We start from the raw sequence: 22,805 nt of genomic DNA, 5'->3' as shown, positions 1-22,805 counted from the left end.
TCTCCTGCGTGACTCTTCCATCCCACACTCCCCACCACGCCCGGTCTTCCCTCGCGCCCCACGTGCTGGCGGACCGGCCTGCCCGCCGCGGCGCGCTCGGGCGGCGGCTGCTGGGCGCTTTTCTTGCCGTGCTGGCGCTCAACGGCATCGGTTCGGCCATCGGCGTTGTCTCCCTGCAACGCATCGGCGCCTCCGCGAGCGCCATGGTGGACCGCCGGGTCGCCACCGAACGGCTGGTGGCCGACGCGCACCGGCTGCAGGCCATCAATGCGGAGCGCTACAAGGCCGTGGCCCTCAGCTCCGAGCCCGAGGTGGGCGACATCCTGGGGGCCGATATCGCGCGCACCCAGCAGCAGTACGACAGCCTCCTGGCACAGCTCGCGGAGCGCCTGCAGGGCACCGAGGACGCGGAGCGGATCGTGGCCCTGCGCTCGGCGGGCAAGGATTTCAGCCAGGCCTGCGCCGAACTGGTCGCAGCCCGGGATTCCGGCCTCACGGAGCGCATCCGCAAGGTCTACGGCGACCGCTTCGTGCCCGCGGCCACGCGCCTGCTCGCCTCGCTGGACGGCCTGTCGCAATCGCAGCGCCAGGCCATCGACGCCGGCGCGGCCGAGGTGTCCGGGCTGGGCGCCGCGGGCCGCTGGGCGCTGCTGGCGTTCGGCGTGCTGTCGCTGGCGGCCGGCACGCTGCTGGCGCTGTGGCTGGTGCGCAGCATCACCCGGCCGATCGCCCAGGCCGGCGCCACGGCGGACCGGGTGGCGGGGCTGGACCTGCGCCAGGAGATCCGGGGCCACGGGCGGGACGAGGCCGGCCACATGCTCGAATCGCTGGCCGTGATGCAGGCGGCGCTGCGCGGGCTCGTGCGCAGGATGCAGTCCCTCGGGCAGGCGATCCACTCGGCCTCGTCGGAGATCGCCGGCGGCAATGCCGAGCTGTCCAGCCGAACGGAGGAAACCGCCGCGCGGCTGCAGGAGACCGCAGCGGCGCTGGAGCACATCACCCTCCGGGTGGCCGGCGCCGCCGATTCGGCGCAACGCACCGAATCCCTGGCGACCGGGGCGGCCCAGGTGGCGCGCGAAGGCAGCGGCGTGGTGGGCCAGGTGGAGCAGACCATGGAACAGATCGCAGCCAGTTCGCGCCGCATCGCGGACATCACCGGCGTGATCGACTCCATCGCCTTCCAGACCAATATCCTGGCGCTGAACGCGGCGGTGGAATCGGCGCGGGCCGGCGAGCAGGGCCGCGGCTTCGCGGTGGTGGCGGCCGAGGTGCGCAGCCTGGCCAACCGCTCGGCCGAAGCCGCGCGCGAAATCAAGGGCCTCATCCAGGCCTCGGTGCAGCAGGTGCAGGACGGCGCCGGGCTGGCCCGGCAGGCCGGCCAGACCATGCGCCGCGTGGTCTCGACCGTGGAGGACACGGCCCGCACGATGGGCGAGATCCGCAGCCATGCACAGTCGCAGAACGAGGACATCGCCGCCATCCACGCGGCCATGGCACGGCTCGACGAGATGACACAGCAGAACGCCGCGCTGGTGGAGGAATCGGCCGCCGCCACCGAAAGCCTGCGCCTGCAGACCCACGACCTGGCCCAGCTCGTGGGCCAGTTCGTGCTGCCTGCGCAGGAGCCGGCCCTGGCCGCAGCGCCGGCACGCAGCGCGCTGCCGCCTGCGCGCCCGCAGCGCCTGCTCGCCACGGCGGGCTGAGCCGTCCCGCCCGGCCCGGGCGGGCGGCGTCACACCGGCTGGATCGGCACGTACAGCTCCCCGCCCGTGCCGCGGAACTCCTGGGCCTTTTCCTGCATGCCCCGGGCCGCGAATTCGCGCACTTCCTGCGTGATCTTCATCGAGCAGAACTTCGGGCCGCACATCGAGCAGAAGTGCGCCACCTTGGCCGAGTCCTTCGGCAGGGTCTCGTCGTGGTATTGCTGCGCGGTTTCCGGATCCAGGCCCAGGTTGAACTGGTCCTGCCAGCGGAAGTCGAATCGCGCCTGGCTGAGCGCATCGTCGCGCGCGCGGGCGCCCGGATGGCCTTTGGCCACGTCGGCCGCATGGGCCGCGATCTTGTACGCGATGATCCCCTGCTTCACATCGTCGCGGTCGGGCAGGCCCAGATGCTCCTTGGGCGTCACGTAGCACAGCATGGCCGTGCCCATCCAGCCGATCATGGCCGCGCCGATGGCGCTGGCGATGTGGTCGTAGCCGGGGGCGATGTCGATGGTCAGCGGCCCGAGCGTGTAGAACGGCGCCTCGTGGCAGGTCTTGAGCTGCTCGGTCATGTTGGCCTGGATCATGTGCATGGGCACGTGGCCGGGGCCTTCGATCATGGTCTGCACGTCGTGCTTCCATGCGATCTGCGTCAGCTCGCCCAGCGTGCGCAGCTCGGCGAACTGCGCCTCGTCGTTGGCGTCGGACGCGCAGCCGGGCCGCAGGCCGTCGCCAAGGCTGAAGGACACATCGTACTGCTTCATGATGTCGCAGATGTCCTCGAAGTGCTCGTAGAGGAAGCTCTCGCGGTGGTGCGCCATGCACCACTTGGCCATGATGGATCCGCCGCGCGAGACGATGCCGGTGCGCCGCTGGGCCGTGAGGTGGATGAAGGCCAGGCGCACGCCCGCATGGATGGTGAAGTAGTCCACGCCCTGCTCCGCCTGCTCGATCAGCGTGTCGCGGAAGATCTCCCAGGTCAGGTCCTCGGCGATGCCGCCCACCTTCTCCAGCGCCTGGTAGATGGGCACGGTGCCGATGGGCACAGGGCTGTTGCGCACGATCCAGTCGCGCGTGGTGTGGATGTTCTTGCCCGTGGAGAGGTCCATCACGTTGTCCGCGCCCCAGCGGATCGCCCAGACCAGTTTTTCGACCTCTTCCTCGATGCTGGAGGTGACGGCCGAGTTGCCGATGTTGGCGTTGATCTTGACCTTGAAGTTGCGCCCGATGGCCATGGGCTCGACCTCGGGGTGGTTGATGTTGGCCGGGATGATGGCCCGGCCGCGCGCCACCTCGTCGCGCACGAACTCCGGCGTGATGATCTTCGGGATGCTCGCGCCCATCGCGTTGCCGGCCAGGCGCTGCTCGCGAGCCGCGTCCTGCTGGTAGAGCGCCATCCATTCGCGGCGGCCGTTCTCGCGCAGGGCCACGTACTCCATCTCGGGCGTGACGATGCCCTTCCTGGCGTAGTGCATCTGCGTCACGTTGGCGCCGCTTCTGGCGCGCAGGGGCGTGCGCTGCAGAGCGGCAGACTCGGCGCGCAGGGCCGCGAGGCGGACGGCGTCGTCGGACTTGCTGCCGTCATCCAGCGCCTGCGGCTTGCGGCCTTCGTAGCGCTCGGTGTCGCCGCGGCCCTCGATCCAGGCGCCGCGCACGCTGGCGAGGCCCCGCCGCACATCGATGTCCGCCGTGGGGTCGGTGTAGGGGCCGGACGTGTCATAGACGCTGACCTGCTCGCCGTTGGTGAGCGCGATGTCGCGCACGGGCACGCGCAGGTCGGGGCGGCTGCCGGTCAGATAGTTCTTGGTGGAGGCGGGAAAGGGTTCACGGGTCAGCGAGAGCAGCTGGGCGAACTTGTCGGGGGCGTTCATGCGGGCAATCTCCTCGGGTAGGTGGAAATGTGCTCCGCATGGGGCCAGGTGCACCGTACCGGCCTCCTTGCGGAGGCGCCGCTGCGCGGACCTTCCCCATGGAAAGGGGACGGCGCGTGGCGGCCAGGCGGATGCCCGGAAGGCTTCCGCCTGCAGGTGCGGGAATCCCGGCTGCAGCTCTTCTTACGCTGGTACTAACCAGATCAAGTTCGCGGTTCCGGCGGTCAGGTCCGCCGTCTCAGCACGCCCAGAAACCCTTCGAGTCTCTACGTGCACCCCGGAGCAGGCGCGAGTATAGGAGCGATGCCCGGCCGTGTCATCCCGCGGCGGGGTGCGCCAGCGGACATCAGAGGAATCGCTCGAGCGCCAGCACCGCGAAGAAGGCGAAGGCCGAGAGCACCGTCCACTTGACGATGACGATGCCGAAGCGCTTGTAGCGCGGCTGCCCGGTGGCCACGTAGAACACGAACGACACCACCGCCAGCAGCAGCAGGAAGAAGAAGAGACCGCGGAACAGCAGCATGGCGGCGCGGGCTCACCAGGCCTGCACGGGCGCGGCGAACCCGGTGGGCGCCTGCCGTTCGCTCTCGAACGTGGCGATCTCCCAGGCGTCCTCGTGGGCCAGCAGTTCGCGCAGCAGCCGGTTGTTCATCGCGTGGCCCGAGCGGAACGCGCTGTAGGCCGCCAGCAGCGGCCGGCCGACGATGTAGAGGTCGCCGATGGCGTCGAGGATCTTGTGCTTCACGAACTCGTCGTCATAGCGCAGGCCGTCGGCATTGAGCACCTTGTAGTCGTCCATGACGATGGCGTTGTCGAGCCCGCCGCCCAGGGCCAGGCCGCTCGCGCGCATCATCTCCACGTCCTTCGTGAAGCCGAAGGTGCGCGCACGCGCGATGTCGCGCGTGTAGTTGCCCGCGCCGAGGTCGAACTCCACGCTCTGGCCGGTGGAATCCACGGCCGGGTGGGCGAAGTCGATCTCGAAGCGCAGCTTGTAGCCGTGGTAGGGCTCGAGCCGCGCCCACTTGAGCTGCTGGCCCTCGCCCTCGCGCACCTCGACGGGGCGCGTGACGCGGATGAATTTCTTGGGCGCGTTCTGCAGCACCACGCCGGCGCTCTGCAGCAGGAACACGAAGGAGGCCGACGAGCCGTCGAGGATGGGCACTTCCTCGGCCGTGATGTCGATATAGAGATTGTCCAGCCCCAGGCCTGCGCAGGCCGACATGAGGTGCTCGACCGTGTGCACCTTGGCGCCGCCCACGCCGATGGTGGACGCCATGCGCGTATCCACGACGGATTCGGCCCGGATCGGGATGTCCACGGGTTCGGGCAGGTCGATGCGGCGGAACACGATGCCCGTGTCCGGCGCGGCGGGACGCAACGTGAGCTCGACCCGCTGGCCACTGTGCAGGCCCACGCCGACGGCGCGGGTGAGGGTCTTGATCGTGCGTTGCTGGAGCATCCCGCAATTTTAGGTGGCGGCACCCGTCCCTGCCCGCACAGATGGCTATGCCATTCATAGCCCACACGTCACAACGGAAACAAAAAGCCGCCCTGCCTCCTTGCGGAAGCGGGGCGGCCAGAGCCTCCGGACGAAGGCGACCCTGGGGGTCAGTCTGCCTGCTTGCGCAGGAAGGCCGGGATCTCCAGGTCGTCCATGCCGCCCGAGGACAGTGCATCGACGCGGGCCGCGGCCTGCGTGCGGTTGGTGCGCCAGACGCTGGGCACCGACATGTTGCCGTAGTCGGCCTGCGATGCCGAACCACCCACCAGGCCACCGGCCGAACCCACGGCAGCGCCCGCGATGGGCATCTGGTAGGCGATGTTGTCGGTGCCGGTGCGCAGGCCGCCCTGCACCACGGAGATCGGCTGGCGGCGCGCGTTGGCGCGCGACAGGCCCGTCGCCACCACGGTGACGCGGATGTCGTCGCCCAGGCTGTCGTCGTAGGCCGCGCCGTAGATGACGTGGGCATCGGGCGAGGCGTAGGCGTTGATCGTGCTCATCGCCAGGCGCGACTCGGACAGCTTGAGGCTGCCCTTGGCGGCCGTGACCAGCACCAGCACGCCCTTGGCGCCGGAGAGGTCGATGCCTTCCAGCAGCGGGCAGGCCACGGCCTGCTCGGCGGCGATGCGCGCGCGGTCGGGGCCGCTGGCGGTGGCCGTGCCCATCATGGCCTTGCCGGGCTCGCCCATCACGGTGCGCACGTCCTCGAAGTCCACGTTGACGTGGCCATACTCGTTGATGATCTCGGCGATGCCGCCCACGGCGTTCTTCAGCACGTCGTTGGCGTGCGCGAAGGCTTCGTCCTGGGTGATGTCGTCGCCCAGCACTTCCAGCAGCTTCTCGTTGAGCACGACGATCAGCGAATCGACGTTGGCTTCGAGTTCGGCCAGGCCGTTGTCGGCGTTCTGCATGCGGCGGCCGCCTTCCCAGTCGAAGGGCTTGGTGACCACGCCCACGGTGAGGATGCCCATCTCCTTGGCCACGCGCGCGATCACGGGTGCGGCGCCGGTGCCGGTGCCGCCGCCCATGCCGGCGGTGATGAAGAGCATGTGCGCGCCCTGGATGGCCTGGCGGATGTCCTCCTGCGCGGCCTCGGCGGCCTCGCGGGCCTTCTCGGGCTTGCTGCCGGCGCCCAGGCCGCTGTGGCCGAGCTGGATGACGCGGTGCGCGCTGCTGCGGGTGAGCGCCTGCGCATCGGTATTGGCGCACACGAACTCCACGCCCTGCACCTGGCGCGAGATCATGTGCTCGACGGCATTGCCGCCGCCGCCGCCGACACCGATCACCTTGATCTGCGTGCCCTGGTTGAATTCTTCGGCTTCGATCATTTCGATGGTCATGCTGGTGCTCCTAGTCCTGGTCTTTCACGAGAGATTTGCGGTTGGCCGTTGCGGCCGGTAGGTCATACGAATGGGAAAACGGTGCGGCGGGGGTGCCGGTGCACGCCGTGGGAGGACCCGTGCCCCGCCATCGGAGGCGGCCACGGGCCGGGGAACTTCCGCGGACAAGCCGTTGCAGAGGGGTACGCATGTCAGAAGTTCCCGATGATGAAGTCCTTGAACCGTCCGAAGGCCGTTTTCACCGAGCCGCTCTTCTGGGCCACCTTGAAGCCGCGCAGGCGAGCCTGCCTCGCCTCTTCGAGCAAACCCATGACGGTAGCAGCACGGGGCTGGGCCACCATGTCGGACAACGCGCTGGAATACTTCGGAATGCCGCGGCGCACGGGCTTGAGGAAGATGTCCTCGCCCAGTTCCACCATGCCCGGCATGATGGCGCTGCCGCCCGTGAGCACGATGCCCGAGGAGAGCACCTCCTCGTAGCCCGACTCGCGGATCACCTGCTGCACGAGCGAGAAGATCTCCTCCACGCGCGGCTCGATCACGCCGGCGAGCGCCTGCTTGGACAGCATGCGCGGGCTGCGGTCGCCCAGGCCCGGCACTTCCACCTGCGCCTCGGGGTCGGCCAGCAGCTGCTTGGCGTAGCCGCTCTCGACCTTGATGTCCTCGGCATCCTTGGTGGGTGTGCGCAGCGCCATGGCGATGTCGCTGGTGATCAGGTCGCCGGCGATCGGGATCACGGCGGTGTGGCGGATGGCCCCGCCCGTGAAGATGGCCACGTCGGTCGTACCGGCGCCCACGTCCACCACGGCCACACCGAGCTCGCGCTCGTCGTCGGTCAGCACGGCCTGGCTGGAGGCGAGCGGGTTCAGCATGAGCTGCTCCACCTCCAGGCCGCAGCGGCGCACGCACTTGATGATGTTCTCGGCCGCGCTCTGGGCGCCGGTCACGATGTGGATCTTGGCCTCCAGGCGGATGCCGCTCATGCCGATGGGCTCGCGCACGTCCTGCCCGTCGATCACGAACTCCTGCGGCTCCACCAGCAGCAGGCGCTGGTCGCTGGAGATATTGATGGCCTTGGCGGTCTCGACCACGCGCGCCACGTCGGCAGGGGTGACTTCCTTGTCCTTGACGGCCACCATGCCGCTGGAGTTGAGGCCCCGGATGTGGCTGCCGGTGATGCCCGTATAGACGCGCTGGATCTTGCAGTCGGCCATCAGCTCGGCCTCCTTCAGCGCCTGCTGGATGCTCTGCACCGTGGCATCGATGTTGACGACCACGCCGCGCTTGAGCCCGTTGCTCGGGGCCACGCCCAGGCCGGCCAGCTTCAGGTCGCCGCCCGGGAGCACCTCGGCCACGACGGCCATCACCTTGGCCGTCCCGATGTCCAGCCCCACCACCACGTCTTTGTATTCTCGTGCCATATCTTTTGTGTCCTGACTAAGGGTCAGCGATTCCTTGGAGGTGTACGGCGCACGGCCGCCCGCACGGCGCGCGGTGCGTCGCCCTCGACGGTGGTCACGCCGCGCAGCCGCAGGGCGTAGCCGTCGGGATGGCGCAGGTCGGCGGATTCCAGCGCGTCGGGCCGGCGCCCGTACTGCGCCGCCACGCGCGCCACGGTGCGCACGAAGCGCCTCGTGCGTGCCTCGACGTCTTCCGGCGTGCCGCCGCCCAGCTCCAGCGCCGCACCGCCCGACAGCGATGCCCGCCAGCTGCCGCGCGTGGAGAGCTCGAGCGACGCGAGGTGCGCGCCCAGGGGTTCCACCACCGGGGCGAGCCGCTGGTACATGCGCATCACCGCTTCCGACTGGCCCTGCGGGCCCTGCAGGCGGGGCAGGTCATCGTCTTCCAGGTCGTCGGCGCTGGCCTCGAAGACCTCGCCGCGGGTGCTGAGCAGGGTCGAGCCCTCTTCCGGCCCCCAGTAGGCGAAGGCGTCGTGTTCCTGCAGCTCCACGCGCAGGCCGTTGGGAAACTCGCGCCGCACCAGCGCGCGGCGTACCCAAGGCACCTGCTCGAAGGCTTCGCGCACGGCGGCCAGGTCCATGGTGAAGAAGTTGCCCACCAGGTGCGGGCCGACGTTGGCGCGCAGCGTCACCGCGTTGTTGTGGACCAGCTCGCCCTGCACCACGATGCGCCCGATCGCGAACATCGGGTGGTGGCGCGCCCATGACCCGGCCGCCACCAGCACGGCCGCGGCGCAGCCCACGAACAGGACCGTCGCGGTCCAGTTCATGAGCTTCACGTCCAGCGGTGCGGGCAGCGTGTTCGTGGTCATGCGGCTCCCGGATGTCCTGCGGCGCCCGCCTGGCCCTGCCGCGCATCGAGCGACGCCCCCGCCAGGATGCGCAGGCACAGCTCCTCGTAGCTCACGCCCATGGCGCGCGCCGACATGGGCACCAGCGAATGGCCGGTCATGCCGGGAGAGGTGTTGATCTCCAGCAGGAAGGGCTTGCGGTCGCTCGCGCGGATCATGATGTCGGCACGGGCCCAGCCGCGGCACTGCAGCGTGCGGAACGCTTCCACCACCAGGCGCCGGATCTCGCGCTCCTCCTGCTCGGGCAGGCCGCTGGGGCAGTGGTACTGCGTGACGTCGGTGAAGTACTTGTTCTGGTAGTCGTAGTTGCCCTCGGGCGCCACGATGCGGATCACGGGCAGCGCATGCGCGCCCGCGCCCTGCCCCAGCACGGGACAGGTGGTTTCCTCGCCGTCGATGAACTGCTCGCACAGCACCTCGGGGTCGTAGCGCGAGGCCAGGCGGTAGGCCTGCTCGCACTGGCCGGGCGAGGTGACCTTGGTCAGCCCGATGGTCGAGCCCTCGCGCGAGGGCTTGACGATCATGGGCGAACCCAGGTCCTTGAGCGCCTGCGCGGTCTCGGCGGCGCTCGATACCAGCCGCCAGTCCGGCGTGGGCAGGCCCTCGAAGCGCCAGATGCGCTTGGTCATGATCTTGTCCATGGCGATGGACGACGCCATCACGCCCGGGCCGGTATAGGGAATGCCCAGCAGTTCCAGCGCGCCCTGCACGGTGCCGTCCTCGCCATGCCGGCCATGCAGCGCGATGAAGCAGCGTGCATAGCCATGGCTCTTGAGCTCCGACAGGTCGGACTGCGACGGATCGAAGGCATGCGCATCCACGCCACGCGCGCGCAGCGCCTGCAGCACGCCGCCGCCGGACATGAGCGAGACCTCCCGCTCGGCGGAGTCGCCACCCATCAGGACCGCGACCTTGCCCAGGGCGCGCACGTCGATTTCGGAATCTTTCAGGTCCACCGCCGTCACCGTCCTTCCTGCACCGCCGGCGCCTCGGCCCGCAGCATCTCCACCACCTTCGCGGGCACGGCGCCGATCGAGCCGGCGCCCATGCACAGCACCACGTCGCCGCTGCGTGCGTTGTCCGCGATGCGCCGCGGCAGCTCGCCGATGTCGTCCACGAAGACGGGCTCCACCTGCCCCGCCACGCGCACCGCACGGGCGAGCGAACGGCCGTCGGCCGCCACGATGGGCGCCTCGCCGGCCGCATAGACCTCGGTGAGCAGCACGGCGTCGGCGCTGCCCATCACCTTCACGAAATCCTCGAAGCAGTCGCGCGTGCGGCTGTAGCGGTGCGGCTGGAAGGCCAGCACGAGGCGGCGGCCCGGGAACGCGCCGCGCGCCGCGGCCAGCGTGGCCGTCATTTCCACGGGATGGTGACCGTAATCCTCGATCAGGGTGAAGGTGCCGCCGCCCTGCGCGGGCAGTTCGCCGTAGCGCTGGAAGCGCCGGCCCACGCCCTTGAACTGCGCGAGCGCGCGCAGCAGCGCCTCGTCGGGAATGTTCAGCTCGACGGCCACGGCGATCGCCGACAGTGCGTTGAGCACGTTGTGCTCGCCCGCGAGGTTCAGCACCACGTCGAGGTCGGGCAGCGTGACGCCGTTGCGGCGCTGCACGCGGAAGCGCATGCGGCCTGCGTCGGCCCGCACGTCCACGGCACGCACCTGCGCATCCTCGGAAAAGCCGTAGCTCGTGACCGGGCAGGTGACATCGGGCAGGATCTCGCGGATCGCCGGGTTGTCGGTGCACAGGATGGCCGTGCCGTAGAACGGCATGCGGTGCAGGAAATCCACGAAGGCCGACTTCAGGCGGCCGAAGTCGTGGCCGTAGGTCTCCATGTGGTCGGCGTCGATGTTCGTCACCACGGCCATCACGGGCAGCAGATTGAGGAAGGACGCGTCAGATTCGTCGGCCTCCACCACGATGTATTCGCCCTGACCCAGCTTGGCGTTGGCGCCCGCGCTGTTGAGGCGTCCGCCGATCACGAAGGTGGGATCCAGCCCGGCTTCCGCAAGCACGCTGGTCACGAGGCTGGTGGTGGTGGTCTTGCCGTGCGTGCCGGCGATCGCGATGCCGCGCTTGAGGCGCATCAGCTCGGCGAGCATCAGGGCACGCGGCACCACCGGGATCTTGCGCTCGCGCGCGGCGAGCACTTCGGGGTTGTCGGCCTGCACGGCGGTCGAGGTGACCACGGCATCAGCGCCTTCGATGTGCGCGGCCGCATGGCCCACGTGGGTGGCGATGCCCAGCGCCGCCAGCCGGCGCAGCGTGGCGCTGTCGGCGAGGTCGGAACCCGAGATCTCGTAGCCCAGGTTGAACAGCACTTCGGCGATGCCGCACATGCCGGCGCCCCCGAGTCCCACGAAATGGATGTGGCGGATGGCGTGCTTCATGCGGTCAATTCCTCGCACGCGTTCGCCACCTCGCGGGTGGCGTGGATCTTCTGCATCGTCTTGGCTTTCAGCGCGCGCTCCAACAGCGCTTCGCGCTCCGTATTTTGTAGCAATTGCGCCAGCGCTTCGGCGGACAGGTCGCGCTGCTGCACGAGCCATCCACCGCCGGCGTCGGCGAGGAAGCGGGCGTTGGCCGTCTGGTGGTCGTCCACCGCGTGCGGGAAAGGCACGAAGACGGCCGCCGCGCCCACGGCGGCGATTTCGGTCACCGTGCTCGCGCCCGCGCGGCAGACGATGAGGTCGGCCTCGGCGAACGCGGTGGCGGTGTCGTCGATGAAGGGGGTGAGCGAGGCCTCGACGCCCGCGGCGGCGTAGTTCGCACGCAGCGCATCGATCTGGGCCGTTCCGCTCTGGTGGGTGACCACCGGGCGCCGTTCTGCGGGAATGAGGGCCAGCGCCTGCGGCACGATGTCGTTGAGCGCCTTGGCGCCCAGGCTGCCGCCGACCACCAGCAGGCGCAGCGGACCGCTGCGGCCCGCGAAGCGCGCCTGCGGATCGGCCTGGCGCGTGAAGGCGGTGCGCAGCGGGTTGCCGACCCAGGCGCCCTTGCGCAGCGCACCGGGAAAGGCGGTGAAGACCCGGTCGGCCACGCCGGCCAGCACCTTGTTCACCAGGCCGGCCACCGAATTCTGTTCGTGCACCACGAGCGGCTTGCCGCAGAGCACGGCCATCATCCCGCCCGGGAAGGTGACGTAGCCACCCAGCCCCACGACCACGTCGGGCTGCACGCGCCGCACCACCGCGAGCGCCTGCCAGAACGCGCGCAGCAGCCGCAGCGGCAGCAGCGCCAGCGTGGCCAGTCCCTTGCCGCGCACGCCCGAGAAATCGATCGGCTCGAAGGCGAAACCCTGCGGCGGCACGATGCGGGACTCCATGCTGCCGGGCGTGCCCAGCCAGTGCACGTTCCAGCCGCGTGCGCGCAGCTCTTCGGCCACGGCCAGGCCGGGGAAGATGTGGCCGCCGGTGCCGCCGGCCATCACGAGGGCGGTCCTGGGGGTGGTCGTCATACGCGGCCTCCGCGCATGGCGCTGCGCGCCTCACCACGCTGGCGCGTGGCGAGTGCATTGTTTTGGCGAAACAAGCACCTCATACGCGGCCTCCGCGCATGAGGTGCTTGTTTTCATAGTCCACCCGCAGCACCACCGCGATCGCCACGAGGTTCATGAGGATGGCCGACCCGCCGAAGCTCATGAGCGGCAGGGTCAGGCCCTTGGTGGGCAGGGCGCCGAGGTTCACGCCCATGTTGATGAAGGCCTGGAAGCCCATCCAGATCGCCACGCCCTGCGCGACGAGGCCCGCGAAGACGCGGTCCAGGGCGATGGCCTGGCGGCCGATGTGCATGATGCGGCGCGTCATCCAGAAGAACAGCGCGATCACCACCAGCACGCCGACGAGGCCGAATTCCTCGCCGATCACGGCGAGCAGGAAGTCGGTGTGGGCTTCGGGCAGCCAGTGCAGCTTTTCCACGCTGCCGCCCAGACCGACGCCGAAGATCTCGCCACGGCCGATGGCGATGAGCGAGTGCGACAGCTGGTAGCCCTTGCCGAGCGCATGCGCCTCGCTGAACGGGTCGAGGTAGGCGAAGATCCGCTCCCGGCGCCATGGACTGCCCATCACCATGACGGCGAAGGCGAACACCAGCACGGCGGCAATCAGGAAGAACATGCGGGCGTTGACGCCGCCCAGGAACAGGATGCCCATGGCGATGATGGCGATCACCATGAAGGCGCCCATGTCGGGCTCGGCCAGCAGCAGCACGCCCACGACCGCCACCGCCACGCCCATGGGCAGCACGGCGCGGAAGAAGCGCTCCTTCACCTCCATCTTGCGCACCATGTAGTCGGCCGCATAGATCAGCACCGCGAACTTCGCGAGCTCCGAGGGCTGGAAGTTCATGATGCCCAGGGACAGCCAGCGCCGCGCGCCGTTGACCACCGTGCCCACGTGCGGCACCAGCACCGCCATCAGCAGGACGATGGAGAGCACGAACAGCCAGGGCGCGACGCGCTCCCACACGGACATGGGCACCTGGAAGGCGAGCAGCGCGGCCACGAAACCCATCCCCAGCGCGAAGATGTGGCGCATGAGGAAATGGGTGGGTGCGATCTTGCCGAAGCGCGGGTTGTCCGGCATGGCGATGGATGCCGAATAGACCATGACCAGCCCCCAGGCCAGCAGCGCCACCACCACCCAGAGCAGGGCCTGGTCGAAACCGAGCACGCGCGCCGGAGTGGTCGTGGTCTGGCGGTATTCCGTGCCACCCACGCGCACGGGCAGCACGTCGGCCGCGGGCGCGGCGCCGCGCCCGAACCAGCCGGCCATCCGCTGGCGCAGGCCCTGTGGAGACGACGCAGCAGCGCCCGCGGTCATGCCAGCCCCCCTTCCAGTGCCTGTCCGGCCTCGTCCGCGAGCGCCTGGACGGCCTCGCGGAACACCTCGGCGCGGTGTTCGTAGTTGCGGAACATGTCGAAGCTCGCGCAGGCGGGCGACATCAGCACCGCATCGCCCGCATGGGCCCGCTGCGCGGCCAGGCGCACGGCCTCCGGCAGCGTGGGCGCGTCGACCAGCGGCACGCCCGCATCCCGCAGGGCGGCACGGATCTGCGGCGCGTCGCGGCCGATGAGCACGGCGGCGCGCACGTAGCGCGACACCGGCATGGCCAGCGGCGAGAAGTCCTGGCCCTTGCCGTCGCCGCCCAGGATCACCACGACGCGGCGGTCGGCACCCAGGCCGCCCAGCGCGGCCACCGTGGCGCCCACGTTGGTGCCCTTGCTGTCGTCGAAATACTCCACCTCGTTCACGCGGCCCAGGGGCTCCACGCGGTGCGGCTCGCCGCGGTACTCGCGCAGGGCGTAGAGCATGGGGGCGAACGGGCAGCCGGCCGCATGCGCGAGCGCCAGCGCGGCCAGCGCGTTCACGGCGTTGTGGCGGCCGCGGATGCGCAGTGCGTCGGCCGGCATCAGGCGCTGGATGTGCAAGTCTTCCTCGGCATGGCTGCGCGTGCGCTTCGCCGTCTCGTCGGATTCCTGCGCGCGCACCAGCCAGGCCATGCCGTTGACGGTCTCGATGCCGAAATCCCCCGGCCGCTGGGGCATGTCGGCACCGAAGGTCACATGGGCGCGCAGCTGCGGCTTCTGCAGCTTCACGCGCACGGGTGGCGGCAGCATGTCCATCACGGCGGCGTCCTCGCGGTTGAGCACCATGAGGCCGGACTGGCCGAAGATCCGGGCCTTGGCGCGTGCATAGGCCTGCATGTCGCCGTGCCAGTCGAGGTGGTCCTGGGTGATGTTGAGCACGGTCGCCGCGGTGGGCTCGAAGCCGGTCGCGCCGTCGAGCTGGAAGCTGGAGAGTTCCAGCACCCAGGCTTGCGGCAGGGTGTCGGCATCGAGGTGGCGGCCCAGGGTGTCGAGCAGGGTCGGGCCGATGTTGCCGGCCACGGCCACCGAGCGTCCCGCGCATTCGACGAGCAGGCCGGTGAGCGAGGTTACCGTGGTCTTGCCGTTGGTGCCGGTGATGGCCAGCACAGCGGGCGCGTAGCCGTGGGATTCCCTGAGCGCAGCCAGCGCCATGGAGAAAAGGCTGAGCTCGCCCCCGGTGGCGATGCCTTCCTCGGCGGCGGCCGCGGTGAACACCGGAGCCACCGTATCGGGCGCGAGGCCCGGTGAACGGTAGATGGCATGCAGCCCGCGGCCCTGCACCAGCGACGCGTCGAACGCGCCCGCGACGAAGCGCACACCGGGCAGTTCGGATTGCAGCACGGCCAGCCGCGGCGGTGCCTCGCGGGTATCGGCCACGGTCACGTCCTCGGCGCCGCAGCGCACGCACCAGCGCGCCATCGCCAGGCCCGATGCGCCCAGCCCCAGGATGAGGATGCGACGGCCCGCCAGCGGGCGCAGCGTGTCGGCGGGACGGCCGAGGGGTTCCGCGGGCTCGCCGCCATCCGCCGGAGACTCCGCGCCGGCAGCATCGCCCACGGGTGCCTCGCCCGCATCTGCGGCATCGGTGGCCGGGGAGGCCTCGGCCTGGACATCCGCGAAGATGCGGGCCACGAACTCCGCGGCCGCCTGCGCCGCGGAAACGCGCGGCGCGGTCATGTCGAATCCGTCTGCCAGCGCCACCGGCTTCTCACCGGTCTCTGCCACCGGCTCCGGGCTGCTTCCCGCTTCCGCGGCAACCAGAGCGTCGTTGTCGGCGGCGATGGCTTCGGTGGCGAGCGTTGGCGCGCTTTCCCCGGCCGGGCTTTCGGCTGCCGCGCCCGCTGCCGCAGGAATGTCGGCAGGCGCAGGCGCTTCCTCCGCCACGGCAGCAGGACGGGGCCATGGCGCGGCTTCGGCGCCCAGGGGGGCGCCGGTGGCGGGATGGAGGTCGCGATCGGTCGGGTTCATCGCAGCTTGAGCGTGGTGAGGCCGATCAGGCACAGCAGCATGGTGATGATCCAGAAGCGCACGACGACCTGCGTCTCCTTCCAGCCGCTCTTCTCGAAGTGGTGGTGCAGCGGCGCCATCTTGAGCAGGCGCCGGCCCTCGCCGTAGCGGCGCTTGGTGTACTTGAACCAGGTGACCTGCAGCATCACCGAGAGGGCCTCGACCACGAAGATGCCGCCCATGATGGCCAGCACGATTTCCTGGCGCACGATCACGGCGATGGTGCCCAGGGCGCCGCCCAGCGCGAGTGCGCCCACGTCGCCCATGAAGACCTGCGCCGGATGGGTGTTGAACCACAGGAAGGCCAGCCCCGCGCCGGCCATGGCCGAGCAGAAGATCAGCAGTTCGCCGGCACCGGCGATGTTCGGAAAGAGCAGGTACTTGGAATACACCGAACTGCCCGTGACATAGGCGAACACCCCCAGGGAGGCGCCCACCATGACCACCGGCATGATGGCCAGGCCGTCCAGGCCGTCGGTCAGGTTGACCGCGTTGCTGGAGCCCACGATGACGAGGTAGGTCAGGATCACGAAGCCCAGCACGCCCAGCGGATAGCTCACTTCCTTGAAGAACGGCACGAGCAGGCCCGCCTGGGGCGGCAGGTCCATAGAGAAGCCCGACTGGATCCAGGTGATGAAGAGTTCGAACACGCGCGCGTTCGAGTTCTCGGAAATGCAGAACACCAGGTAGAGCGCAGCCACGATGCCGATGACGGACTGCCAGAAGTACTTCTCGCGCGAGCGCATGCCTTCCGGGTCCTTGCGCACGACCTTGCGCCAGTCGTCCACCCAGCCGATGGCGCCGAAGCCCAGGGTGACGGCCAGCACCACCCAGACGAAGCGGTTGGACAGGTCGAACCACAGCAGCGTGGAGATGGCGATCGCGCCCAGGATGAGCACGCCGCCCATGGTGGGCGTGCCGCTCTTGGACAGGTGCGACTCCATCGCGTAGCCGCGGATCGGCTGGCCGATCTTGAGCGCGGTGAGCATGCGGATCACCTTCGGGCCCGCCAGGAGCCCGATGAGCAGCGCCGTCATGGCCGCCATCACCGCACGGAAGGTGAGGTACTGGAAGACGCGGAAGAAGCCGAATTCGGGCGACAGGCCCTGCAGCCACTGGGACAGCATCAGGAGCATGCGGCCCCCCCTTGCGCGGCGGCGCGTGCACCTGCTGCAGCGCCATGGCCGCTGCCCCCGGGGTGGATCTGCGACTCCGCATCCGGCGCCTCCAGCGCCTGCACCACCTGTTCCATCTTCATGAACCGCGATCCCTTCACCAGCACGCTGCCCGCCGAGGGCGCGGCTTCCCGCACCGCCGCGAGCAGCGATGCCATGTCGTCGAAATGCCGTGCCTGCGGCCCGAAGGCCTGCACGGCGTGAATGCCGAGCGCTCCCAGCGCGAACAGCCGCTCGATGCCGCGGTCGCGCGCATGCGATCCCGCTTCCGCGTGGAACTGCGGGCCCTGGTCGCCCACCTCACCCATGTCGCCCATCACCAGCAGCCGCGGGCCGGGCAGTTCGCCCAGCACGTCGATGGCCGCGTGCATGGAGTCGGGGTTGGCGTTGTAGGTGTCGTCCACGGCCGTGATCCGGCGGGAGCCGCCGCCCGGCTGCGGCACCGCGGCCGTGAAGGCGCGCGAGCGGCCCTTCACCGGCTCGAAGGCCGCGAGGCCGCGCGCGATGGCATCGAGCGGAGCCCCGGCGGCCAGCGCGCAGGCCGTGGCGGCCAGTGCGTTGGCCACGTTGTGGCGCCCTGCGATGCGCACGGTGCCATCGAATCCGCCCAGGGGCGTGTCGATGTGTACGTTCCAGGCGCCGGCTTCCCAGTGCGCCCGGGTGCAGCGTACGCCCGCGGCGGAGCCGGGCTCCATGCCGAACGCGAGGCAGCGGCGCGCGCCGGCCAGGCCGCGCCAGAGCGGTGCATAGGCATCGTCCGCCGGAAACACCGCCACGCCGCCGGCTGGCAGCGCGGAGATCACCGAGCCGTTCTCCTCTGCCACCGCCCGCACCGTGTGCATGAATTCGAGGTGCTCGCGCTGGGCGTTGTTGACCAGTGCGACCGTAGGCTGCGCGATGCCGGCCAGCACCGCGATCTCGCCCGGGTGGTTCATGCCGAGCTCGATCACCGCGGCCTCGTGCGCGGCGCGCAGGCGCAGCAGCATCAGCGGCACGCCGATGTCGTTGTTGAAGTTGCCTTGCGTTGCAAATGCAGCGTCGCCCTTCCAGGCGCGCAGCACCGCCGCGGTCATCTGCGTGACGGTGGTCTTGCCGTTGCTGCCCGTGACGCCGATCAGGGGCAGGTCGAGGCGCGCGCGCCAGCCCGCCGCCAGCGCGCCCAGGGCAGCCAGGGTGTCGGGCACCTCGATGCCGGGCAGGCCCGCGGCCTCCAGCCGGCCCGGGTGGGCCAGGGCCGCTGCCGCACCGCCCGCACGCGCCTGCGCGAGGAATTCATTGGCGTCGAAACGCTCGCCCCGCAGCGCCACGAACAGGTCGCCCGCCTGCAGCGTGCGCGTGTCGGTGTGCACGCGGCCCAGCGGCAGCTGCAGCGCATCCGGCCCGCCCACGAGGCGCGCCTGCGGAATGCGGGCCTGCACGAGCGCGTGCGCCTGCTGCAGCGTGAGCATCGGAGTGCCGCTCATGCCGCGCCCCCCGCATCCGCGCCGGCCGCAGACCCGCGCTGCGCCAGCGCGGCTCGCGCATGGGCGGCATCCGAGAAGGGCCGGCGCACGCCCGCGGACTCCTGGTAGTCCTCGTGGCCCTTGCCGGCGATGAGCACCACGTCGCGCCCATCGGCTTCGGCGATGGCGCGCGCGATGGCGGCATCGCGCTCGGGCTCGGCCTGCACCGTGGTGCCGGCGACCGTGCCCAGCAGGATCTCGTGCAGGATGGCGCCCGGCGCCTCGTTGCGCGGGTTGTCGCTGGTCACGATCACCGCGTCGGCGCGCTGCTGCGCGATGCGGCCCATGAGCGGCCGCTTGGCGCGGTCGCGGTTGCCGCCGCAGCCGAACACGCACCACAGGCGCCCGCCGCGCTGCTCCGCCACGGGGCGCAGCGCCTGCAGGGCCTGCTCGAGCGCATCGGGCGTGTGGGCGTAGTCCACGGCCACCAGGGGCTGGTCCGGCTCGTGGATGAGTTCCATGCGGCCCGGCACGGGCGCGAGCTGCGCGCAGGCCCAGAGGGCGTGCTCCAGCGGGATACCCAGCGCGCGCAGGCTGGCGACCACGGCGAGCAGGTTGTGGATGTTGTAGTGGCCGATCACGCGCGTCTGCAGCACGTGGGCCTGCACCCCTTCGGCCACTGTGAAGCGCAGGCCGCCCTCGCCCCACGTGATATCGCGGGCCTGCAGCCGGGCCGGGCCGGTGATCGAGGTGGTCCAGAGGTCGATGGGGCGCTGTGCGAGCGTGTCCGCCAGTTCTCCGCCGCGCGGATCGTCGATGTTCACGACCGCCGCCTGAAGTCCGGGCCAGTCGAAGAGCGCGCTCTTGGCCTGCCAGTAGGCCGCCATGCCCGCGTGGTAGTCCAGGTGGTCCTGCGTGAAATTGGTGAAGACGGCCACGCGCAGGCGCATGCCAGCGAGGCGATGCTCCGCGAGCCCGATGGACGAGGCCTCGATGGCGCAGGCGCCCAGCCCGTTGGCCACGAAGCCGGCAAAGGCCTGCTGCAGCCGCACGGGATCGGGCGTGGTCAGGCCCGTGCATTCCAGTTCAGGCGGCACGCCCACGCCCAGGGTGCCGATCAGGCCGCAGCCGCCGTGGGCGGCCAGCCCGCTGCCTGCCAGCTGGTTCAGCGCATCGGCGAGCCACCAGGTGGTGCTGGTCTTGCCATTGGTGCCGGTCACCGCCACCACGTCCAGGCGCTGCGTGGGCATGCCGAACCAGTCGGCGGCCAGCAGGCCCGTGGCGGCCTTGAGGTCGCGCAGTGCCGCCACGCCTTCGGCGCCGAAGCGGAAGGCCTCCACGCCTTCGCGCTCCACCAGGCAGGCGGCCGCGCCGCGCGCGAGCGCCTCGCCCACGTGCATGCGGCCGTCGGTGGCGGCGCCAGGCCAGGCGATGAAGATGTCGCCGGGTTCGACCTGGCGGCTGTCCGTGCGCAGCGCGCCGTGCGGGGCATGGGCGCGCAGCCATTCGAGCGCCTCCGGCACGGAGCCGAGCAATGGGGGAGTGGGGTGCCCGGATGGGGTCTGGGGCTCGGTCATAGCGACTCCTCCACGCCGTTGGAGACGATCCGGGGCTTGACGGCCATGTCCGGCGCCACGCCCATCATGCGCAGCGTCTGCTGCACGACTTCGCTGAACACCGGCGCAGCCACGGCGCCGCCGTAGAACGAGCCGGCACTGGGCTCGTCGATCATCACGGCGACGATGATGCGCGGCTTGTCGATGGGGGCCATGCCGGTGAACCAGGCCCGGTACTTGCCCGAGGCATAGCTCTTGCCGACCTGCTTGCGCGCCGTGCCCGACTTGCCACCGACGGAGTAACCCACGGTCTGCGCCTGCTGGCCCGTGCCTCCGGGACCGGCGGCCATCTGCAGCATCTTGCGGATCTGGGAGGCAGTACGCTCGGAGAACACCGGCACGCCCACGGCGGGCTCGCTCGTCTTGAGCATGGTGGCGGGAATGATCTTGCCGCCGTTGGCGAACACCGTATAGGAACGTGCCATCTGCAGCAGGCTGGCCGAGAGGCCGTAGCCGTACGCCATGGTGGCCTGCTCCACCGGGCGCCAGGTCTTGTAGGGGCGCAGCCGGCCGCTCACCACGCCGGGGAAATGGATCTGCGGCTTCTGGCCGAATCCCGCGGCGGAGAAGGTTTCCCACATCTCCTTGGCCGGCATCTGCATGGCGATCTTGGTCGTGCCCACGTTGCTGGACTTCTGGATCACGCCTTCCACCGTGAGCACCCCGTAGTTGTGGGTGTCGGAGATGGTGGAGCCCGTGATCGTGACGCGCCCGGGATTGGTGTCGATGATGGTGTCGGGCCGCACGCGGCCGGTCTCGAGCGCCAGGCCGATGGTGAACGGCTTCATGGTCGAGCCGGGTTCGAACACGTCGGTGATGGCGCGGTTGCGCAACTGCTCGCCGGTCAGGTTCTGCCGCTTGTCGGGCACGTAGCTCGGGTAGTTGGCCAGCGCCAGCAGCTCGCCGGTGTGCGCATCGATCACGACCACGCTGCCCGCCTTGGCCTTGTGCAGCGCCACCTGGTCGCGCAGCTTCTGGTAGGCGAAGAACTGCACCTTGCTGTCGATCGACAGCTGCATGTCCTTGCCATCCACGGGGGGCACCTCGGCCCCCACGCCCTCCACGACGCGGCCCAGGCGGTCCTTGATGACGCGCCGCGAGCCGGGCTTGCCGGCCAGTTCCTTGTCGAACGCCAGTTCCATGCCCTCCTGGCCATGGTCTTCCACGTTGGTGAAGCCGACCACGTGCGCGGCCGACTCGCCCTCGGGGTACTGGCGCTTGTATTCCTTGCGCTGGTAGATGCCCTTGATGTCCAGGGCGGCGATCTGCTGGCCCACCTCCCAGTCGAGCTGCCGCTTGATCCAGACGAAGGTCTTGTCCTCGTCGGCCAGCTTCGCCTGCAGGGCGGACAGCGGCATCTCCAGCAGCCTGGCCAGCTGCCGCAGCTTGGCCTGCACCTCGGGCTTGTCCTGTTCCACGTCTTCCGGAATGGCCCAGATGCTGGCGGCGGGCACGCTGGAGGCGAGGATGAGCCCGTTGCGGTCCAGGATGCGGCCGCGGTTGGCGGGCAGCTCCAGCGTGCGCGCGAAGCGCACTTCGCCCTGGCGCTGGAAGAAGTCGTTGCCGAACACCTGCACGTATGCCGCGCGCCCGGCCAGCCCCAGGAAGCCCAGCGCCACCATGGCGACGATGAATTTGCTGCGCCAGACGGGCGTCTTGCTCGCGAGCAGCGGGCTGGAGGTGTAGAGGACGCTGCGGCTCATCGGCGTACTCCCGCAGGTGCCGTGGCAACGGAGGCACCCGCTGCCGGCGCGGTGGGGGTCGGCACGGGCGTGCCGTCGTCCGTCACGTACTGGGTGATGGCAGGCGTGGCGGTGCGCATCTGCAGGCGGTCGCGCGCGAGCTTCTCCACCCGTAGCGGGGTGGCCTGGGCGCGCTTTTCGACCTGCAGCCGCTGGTGCTCCGTCTCCAGGCGGCGGGATTCGCCGATGGCGCGGTCCAGTTCGGTGAACAGCAGGCGCGACTCGTACTGCGTGCGCACGAGGTAGAGCGCGCTGGCCAGCACGCCCAGCAGCAGCACGAGGCTCAGGCGCGTCATGCCGGCAACTCCGTGCGCTCGGCCACGCGCATCACGGCGCTGCGCGCACGCGGGTTGGCCTCCACCTCGGAGGCGCCCGGCTTGATGCGGTCCAGCGCCTTCAGCCGCATCGGCTGCGGGGCGGCGAACGGCGCGCGGCGGTCGTACACCTCCTTGGAGTGCTGCGCGATGAACTGCTTGACGATGCGGTCCTCGAGCGAGTGGAAGCTGATGACCGCGAGCCGGCCGCCCGGCGCGAGCACGCGCAGGCTGGCCTCTAGCGCGGCCTGCAGCTCCTCAAGTTCTGCGTTGATGAAAATCCGAAGAGCCTGAAAGGTCCGGGTCGCGGGGTTCTGGCCGGCTTCGCGGGTCTTGACCGCGCCAGCCACGAGTTGGGCCAGCTCGGAAGTGGTGCGCAGCGGGCCGCGCTCCGCGCGCCGAGCAGCAATCGCCTTTGCAATGGGGCCAGCAAACCGTTCTTCACCGTATTCACGAATCACCTCCGCAATCTGCCCCACGTCGGCCGTCGCCAGCCAGTCGGCCACGCTCTCGCCGCGCGTGGTGTCCATGCGCATGTCCAGGGGGCCGTCGAACCGGAAACTGAAGCCGCGCCCAGGGCTGTCGATCTGCGGCGAACTCACGCCGAGATCCATGAGGATGCCGGCCGCGCTGCGCTCGGGCAGCTCGGCCAGGTGGCGGAAACCCTCGTGCCGAATGGAAAAGCGCGCATCGGTGATGCGCGCTGCTTCCTGGATCGCCTCGGGGTCTTTGTCGAAAGCCACGAGGCGGCCCTGCGGCCCCAGCCTCTCCAATATCCTGCGCGAGTGCCCTCCCCGGCCGAAGGTCGCGTCGATCCAGACGCCGGCGGGCGAGGGGCCGGCGCCCCCCAGCAGGGCATCGACCGCCTCGTCCAGCAGGACAGTGGTGTGCAGCAGTGTCGTGGTGTCCGCCATGGC

At 70.2% G+C, this 22,805-nt stretch carries 18 protein-coding genes and 1 riboswitch; of the genes, 1 reads left to right on the top strand and 17 read right to left on the bottom strand.

Features of this window, described 5'->3' with window-relative positions; all coding sequences use genetic code 11:
* The first annotated feature begins 107 nt into the window (after positions 1–107).
* Entirely contained in the window at positions 108–1,703 is a 1,596-nt protein-coding gene (locus tag ACAV_RS03705; RefSeq protein WP_157768824.1) for a methyl-accepting chemotaxis protein, read from the top strand.
* Positions 1,704–1,732: 29 nt separating this feature from the next.
* Here the strand turns inward: ACAV_RS03705 and thiC are convergent, their stop codons facing one another.
* The 17 genes from thiC to rsmH form a co-directional block, all read right to left on the bottom strand.
* The gene (thiC, locus tag ACAV_RS03700) at positions 1,733–3,574 is read right to left on the bottom strand and encodes a phosphomethylpyrimidine synthase ThiC (protein WP_013593234.1); all 1,842 of its coding nucleotides are present in this window, start codon (positions 3,572–3,574) and stop codon (positions 1,733–1,735) included.
* Positions 3,575–3,737: 163 nt separating this feature from the next.
* A riboswitch (TPP riboswitch) is annotated at positions 3,738–3,864 on the bottom strand.
* A 56-nt stretch (positions 3,865–3,920) separates the two neighbouring features.
* Positions 3,921–4,097: a hypothetical protein gene (locus tag ACAV_RS24890; protein WP_013593233.1), complete on the bottom strand. Its 177-nt coding sequence runs from the start codon at positions 4,095–4,097 to the stop codon at positions 3,921–3,923.
* 12 nt (positions 4,098–4,109) lie between these two features.
* A complete protein-coding gene (gene lpxC, locus ACAV_RS03695) occupies positions 4,110–5,033 on the bottom strand; it encodes a UDP-3-O-acyl-N-acetylglucosamine deacetylase (RefSeq protein ID WP_013593232.1) in 924 nt (307 codons plus the stop codon).
* Positions 5,034–5,182: 149 nt separating this feature from the next.
* Positions 5,183–6,415, bottom strand: coding sequence for a cell division protein FtsZ (gene ftsZ, locus ACAV_RS03690; RefSeq protein WP_013593231.1), 1,233 nt, complete (start codon positions 6,413–6,415; stop codon positions 5,183–5,185).
* A gap of 191 nt (positions 6,416–6,606) precedes the next feature.
* Complete coding sequence (gene ftsA / locus ACAV_RS03685) at positions 6,607–7,836, bottom strand: cell division protein FtsA (RefSeq protein WP_011793983.1); 1,230 nt, start codon at positions 7,834–7,836, stop codon at positions 6,607–6,609.
* Between the two features lie 23 nt (positions 7,837–7,859).
* Complete coding sequence (locus tag ACAV_RS03680; RefSeq protein ID WP_013593230.1) at positions 7,860–8,687, bottom strand: cell division protein FtsQ/DivIB; 828 nt, start codon at positions 8,685–8,687, stop codon at positions 7,860–7,862.
* The gene (locus ACAV_RS03675; RefSeq protein ID WP_013593229.1) at positions 8,684–9,691 is read right to left on the bottom strand and encodes a D-alanine--D-alanine ligase; all 1,008 of its coding nucleotides are present in this window, start codon (positions 9,689–9,691) and stop codon (positions 8,684–8,686) included. Before ACAV_RS03675 ends, ACAV_RS03680 begins: the two co-directional genes overlap by 4 nt.
* A complete protein-coding gene (gene murC, locus ACAV_RS03670; RefSeq protein ID WP_013593228.1) occupies positions 9,688–11,115 on the bottom strand; it encodes a UDP-N-acetylmuramate--L-alanine ligase in 1,428 nt (475 codons plus the stop codon). The genes ACAV_RS03675 and murC overlap by 4 nt, the downstream gene beginning before the upstream one ends.
* Positions 11,112–12,182: an undecaprenyldiphospho-muramoylpentapeptide beta-N-acetylglucosaminyltransferase gene (murG, locus tag ACAV_RS03665; RefSeq protein ID WP_013593227.1), complete on the bottom strand. Its 1,071-nt coding sequence runs from the start codon at positions 12,180–12,182 to the stop codon at positions 11,112–11,114. The genes murC and murG overlap by 4 nt, the downstream gene beginning before the upstream one ends.
* A gap of 79 nt (positions 12,183–12,261) precedes the next feature.
* Positions 12,262–13,545, bottom strand: a complete 1,284-nt coding sequence (gene ftsW / locus ACAV_RS03660; protein ID WP_013593226.1) for a putative lipid II flippase FtsW — start codon at positions 13,543–13,545, stop codon at positions 12,262–12,264.
* Positions 13,542–15,560 carry a UDP-N-acetylmuramoyl-L-alanine--D-glutamate ligase gene (gene murD, locus ACAV_RS03655; RefSeq protein WP_013593225.1) on the bottom strand — a complete coding sequence of 673 codons (2,019 nt, stop codon included), beginning with the start codon at positions 15,558–15,560 and terminating at the stop codon, positions 13,542–13,544. The genes ftsW and murD overlap by 4 nt, the downstream gene beginning before the upstream one ends.
* Positions 15,557–16,735: a phospho-N-acetylmuramoyl-pentapeptide-transferase gene (gene mraY / locus ACAV_RS03650; protein ID WP_013593224.1), complete on the bottom strand. Its 1,179-nt coding sequence runs from the start codon at positions 16,733–16,735 to the stop codon at positions 15,557–15,559. The genes murD and mraY overlap by 4 nt, the downstream gene beginning before the upstream one ends.
* A complete protein-coding gene (locus ACAV_RS03645) occupies positions 16,726–18,237 on the bottom strand; it encodes a UDP-N-acetylmuramoyl-tripeptide--D-alanyl-D-alanine ligase (RefSeq protein WP_013593223.1) in 1,512 nt (503 codons plus the stop codon). The genes mraY and ACAV_RS03645 overlap by 10 nt, the downstream gene beginning before the upstream one ends.
* Positions 18,234–19,793 (bottom strand): UDP-N-acetylmuramoyl-L-alanyl-D-glutamate--2,6-diaminopimelate ligase, encoded by a 1,560-nt coding sequence (locus ACAV_RS03640; protein ID WP_013593222.1) that lies wholly within the window; start codon positions 19,791–19,793, stop codon positions 18,234–18,236. Before ACAV_RS03640 ends, ACAV_RS03645 begins: the two co-directional genes overlap by 4 nt.
* Entirely contained in the window at positions 19,790–21,535 is a 1,746-nt protein-coding gene (locus tag ACAV_RS03635; protein ID WP_013593221.1) for a peptidoglycan D,D-transpeptidase FtsI family protein, read from the bottom strand. Before ACAV_RS03635 ends, ACAV_RS03640 begins: the two co-directional genes overlap by 4 nt.
* Positions 21,532–21,870 carry a cell division protein FtsL gene (gene ftsL / locus ACAV_RS03630; protein WP_013593220.1) on the bottom strand — a complete coding sequence of 113 codons (339 nt, stop codon included), beginning with the start codon at positions 21,868–21,870 and terminating at the stop codon, positions 21,532–21,534. Before ftsL ends, ACAV_RS03635 begins: the two co-directional genes overlap by 4 nt.
* Positions 21,867–22,802 carry a 16S rRNA (cytosine(1402)-N(4))-methyltransferase RsmH gene (rsmH, locus tag ACAV_RS03625; protein WP_013593219.1) on the bottom strand — a complete coding sequence of 312 codons (936 nt, stop codon included), beginning with the start codon at positions 22,800–22,802 and terminating at the stop codon, positions 21,867–21,869. Before rsmH ends, ftsL begins: the two co-directional genes overlap by 4 nt.
* Positions 22,803–22,805: the final 3 nt, after the last annotated feature.

This window comes from Paracidovorax avenae ATCC 19860 (assembly GCF_000176855.2).
Taxonomy (GTDB): Bacteria; Pseudomonadota; Gammaproteobacteria; order Burkholderiales; family Burkholderiaceae_C; genus Paracidovorax; species Paracidovorax avenae.
This window is presented reverse-complemented; position numbering and strand designations above follow the sequence as displayed.

Excerpts from the sequence above, each read along its gene's own strand:
- mraY (WP_013593224.1), bottom strand. The coding sequence starts at position 16,735 with ATGCTCCTGATGCTGTCCCAGTGGCTGCAGGGCCTGTCGCCCGAATTC.
- ftsZ (WP_013593231.1), bottom strand. The coding sequence starts at position 6,415 with ATGACCATCGAAATGATCGAAGCCGAAGAATTCAACCAGGGCACGCAG.
- murD (WP_013593225.1), bottom strand. The coding sequence starts at position 15,560 with ATGAACCCGACCGATCGCGACCTCCATCCCGCCACCGGCGCCCCCCTG.
- ftsA (WP_011793983.1), bottom strand. The coding sequence starts at position 7,836 with ATGGCACGAGAATACAAAGACGTGGTGGTGGGGCTGGACATCGGGACG.
- murG (WP_013593227.1), bottom strand. The coding sequence starts at position 12,182 with ATGACGACCACCCCCAGGACCGCCCTCGTGATGGCCGGCGGCACCGGC.
- murC (WP_013593228.1), bottom strand. The coding sequence starts at position 11,115 with ATGAAGCACGCCATCCGCCACATCCATTTCGTGGGACTCGGGGGCGCC.
- ACAV_RS03635 (WP_013593221.1), bottom strand. The coding sequence starts at position 21,535 with ATGAGCCGCAGCGTCCTCTACACCTCCAGCCCGCTGCTCGCGAGCAAG.
- ACAV_RS03680 (WP_013593230.1), bottom strand. The coding sequence starts at position 8,687 with ATGACCACGAACACGCTGCCCGCACCGCTGGACGTGAAGCTCATGAAC.
- lpxC (WP_013593232.1), bottom strand. The coding sequence starts at position 5,033 with ATGCTCCAGCAACGCACGATCAAGACCCTCACCCGCGCCGTCGGCGTG.
- rsmH (WP_013593219.1), bottom strand. The coding sequence starts at position 22,802 with ATGGCGGACACCACGACACTGCTGCACACCACTGTCCTGCTGGACGAG.
- ftsL (WP_013593220.1), bottom strand. The coding sequence starts at position 21,870 with ATGACGCGCCTGAGCCTCGTGCTGCTGCTGGGCGTGCTGGCCAGCGCG.
- ACAV_RS24890 (WP_013593233.1), bottom strand. The coding sequence starts at position 4,097 with ATGCTGCTGTTCCGCGGTCTCTTCTTCTTCCTGCTGCTGCTGGCGGTG.
- ftsW (WP_013593226.1), bottom strand. The coding sequence starts at position 13,545 with ATGACCGCGGGCGCTGCTGCGTCGTCTCCACAGGGCCTGCGCCAGCGG.
- ACAV_RS03640 (WP_013593222.1), bottom strand. The coding sequence starts at position 19,793 with ATGACCGAGCCCCAGACCCCATCCGGGCACCCCACTCCCCCATTGCTC.
- ACAV_RS03645 (WP_013593223.1), bottom strand. The coding sequence starts at position 18,237 with ATGAGCGGCACTCCGATGCTCACGCTGCAGCAGGCGCACGCGCTCGTG.
- thiC (WP_013593234.1), bottom strand. The coding sequence starts at position 3,574 with ATGAACGCCCCCGACAAGTTCGCCCAGCTGCTCTCGCTGACCCGTGAA.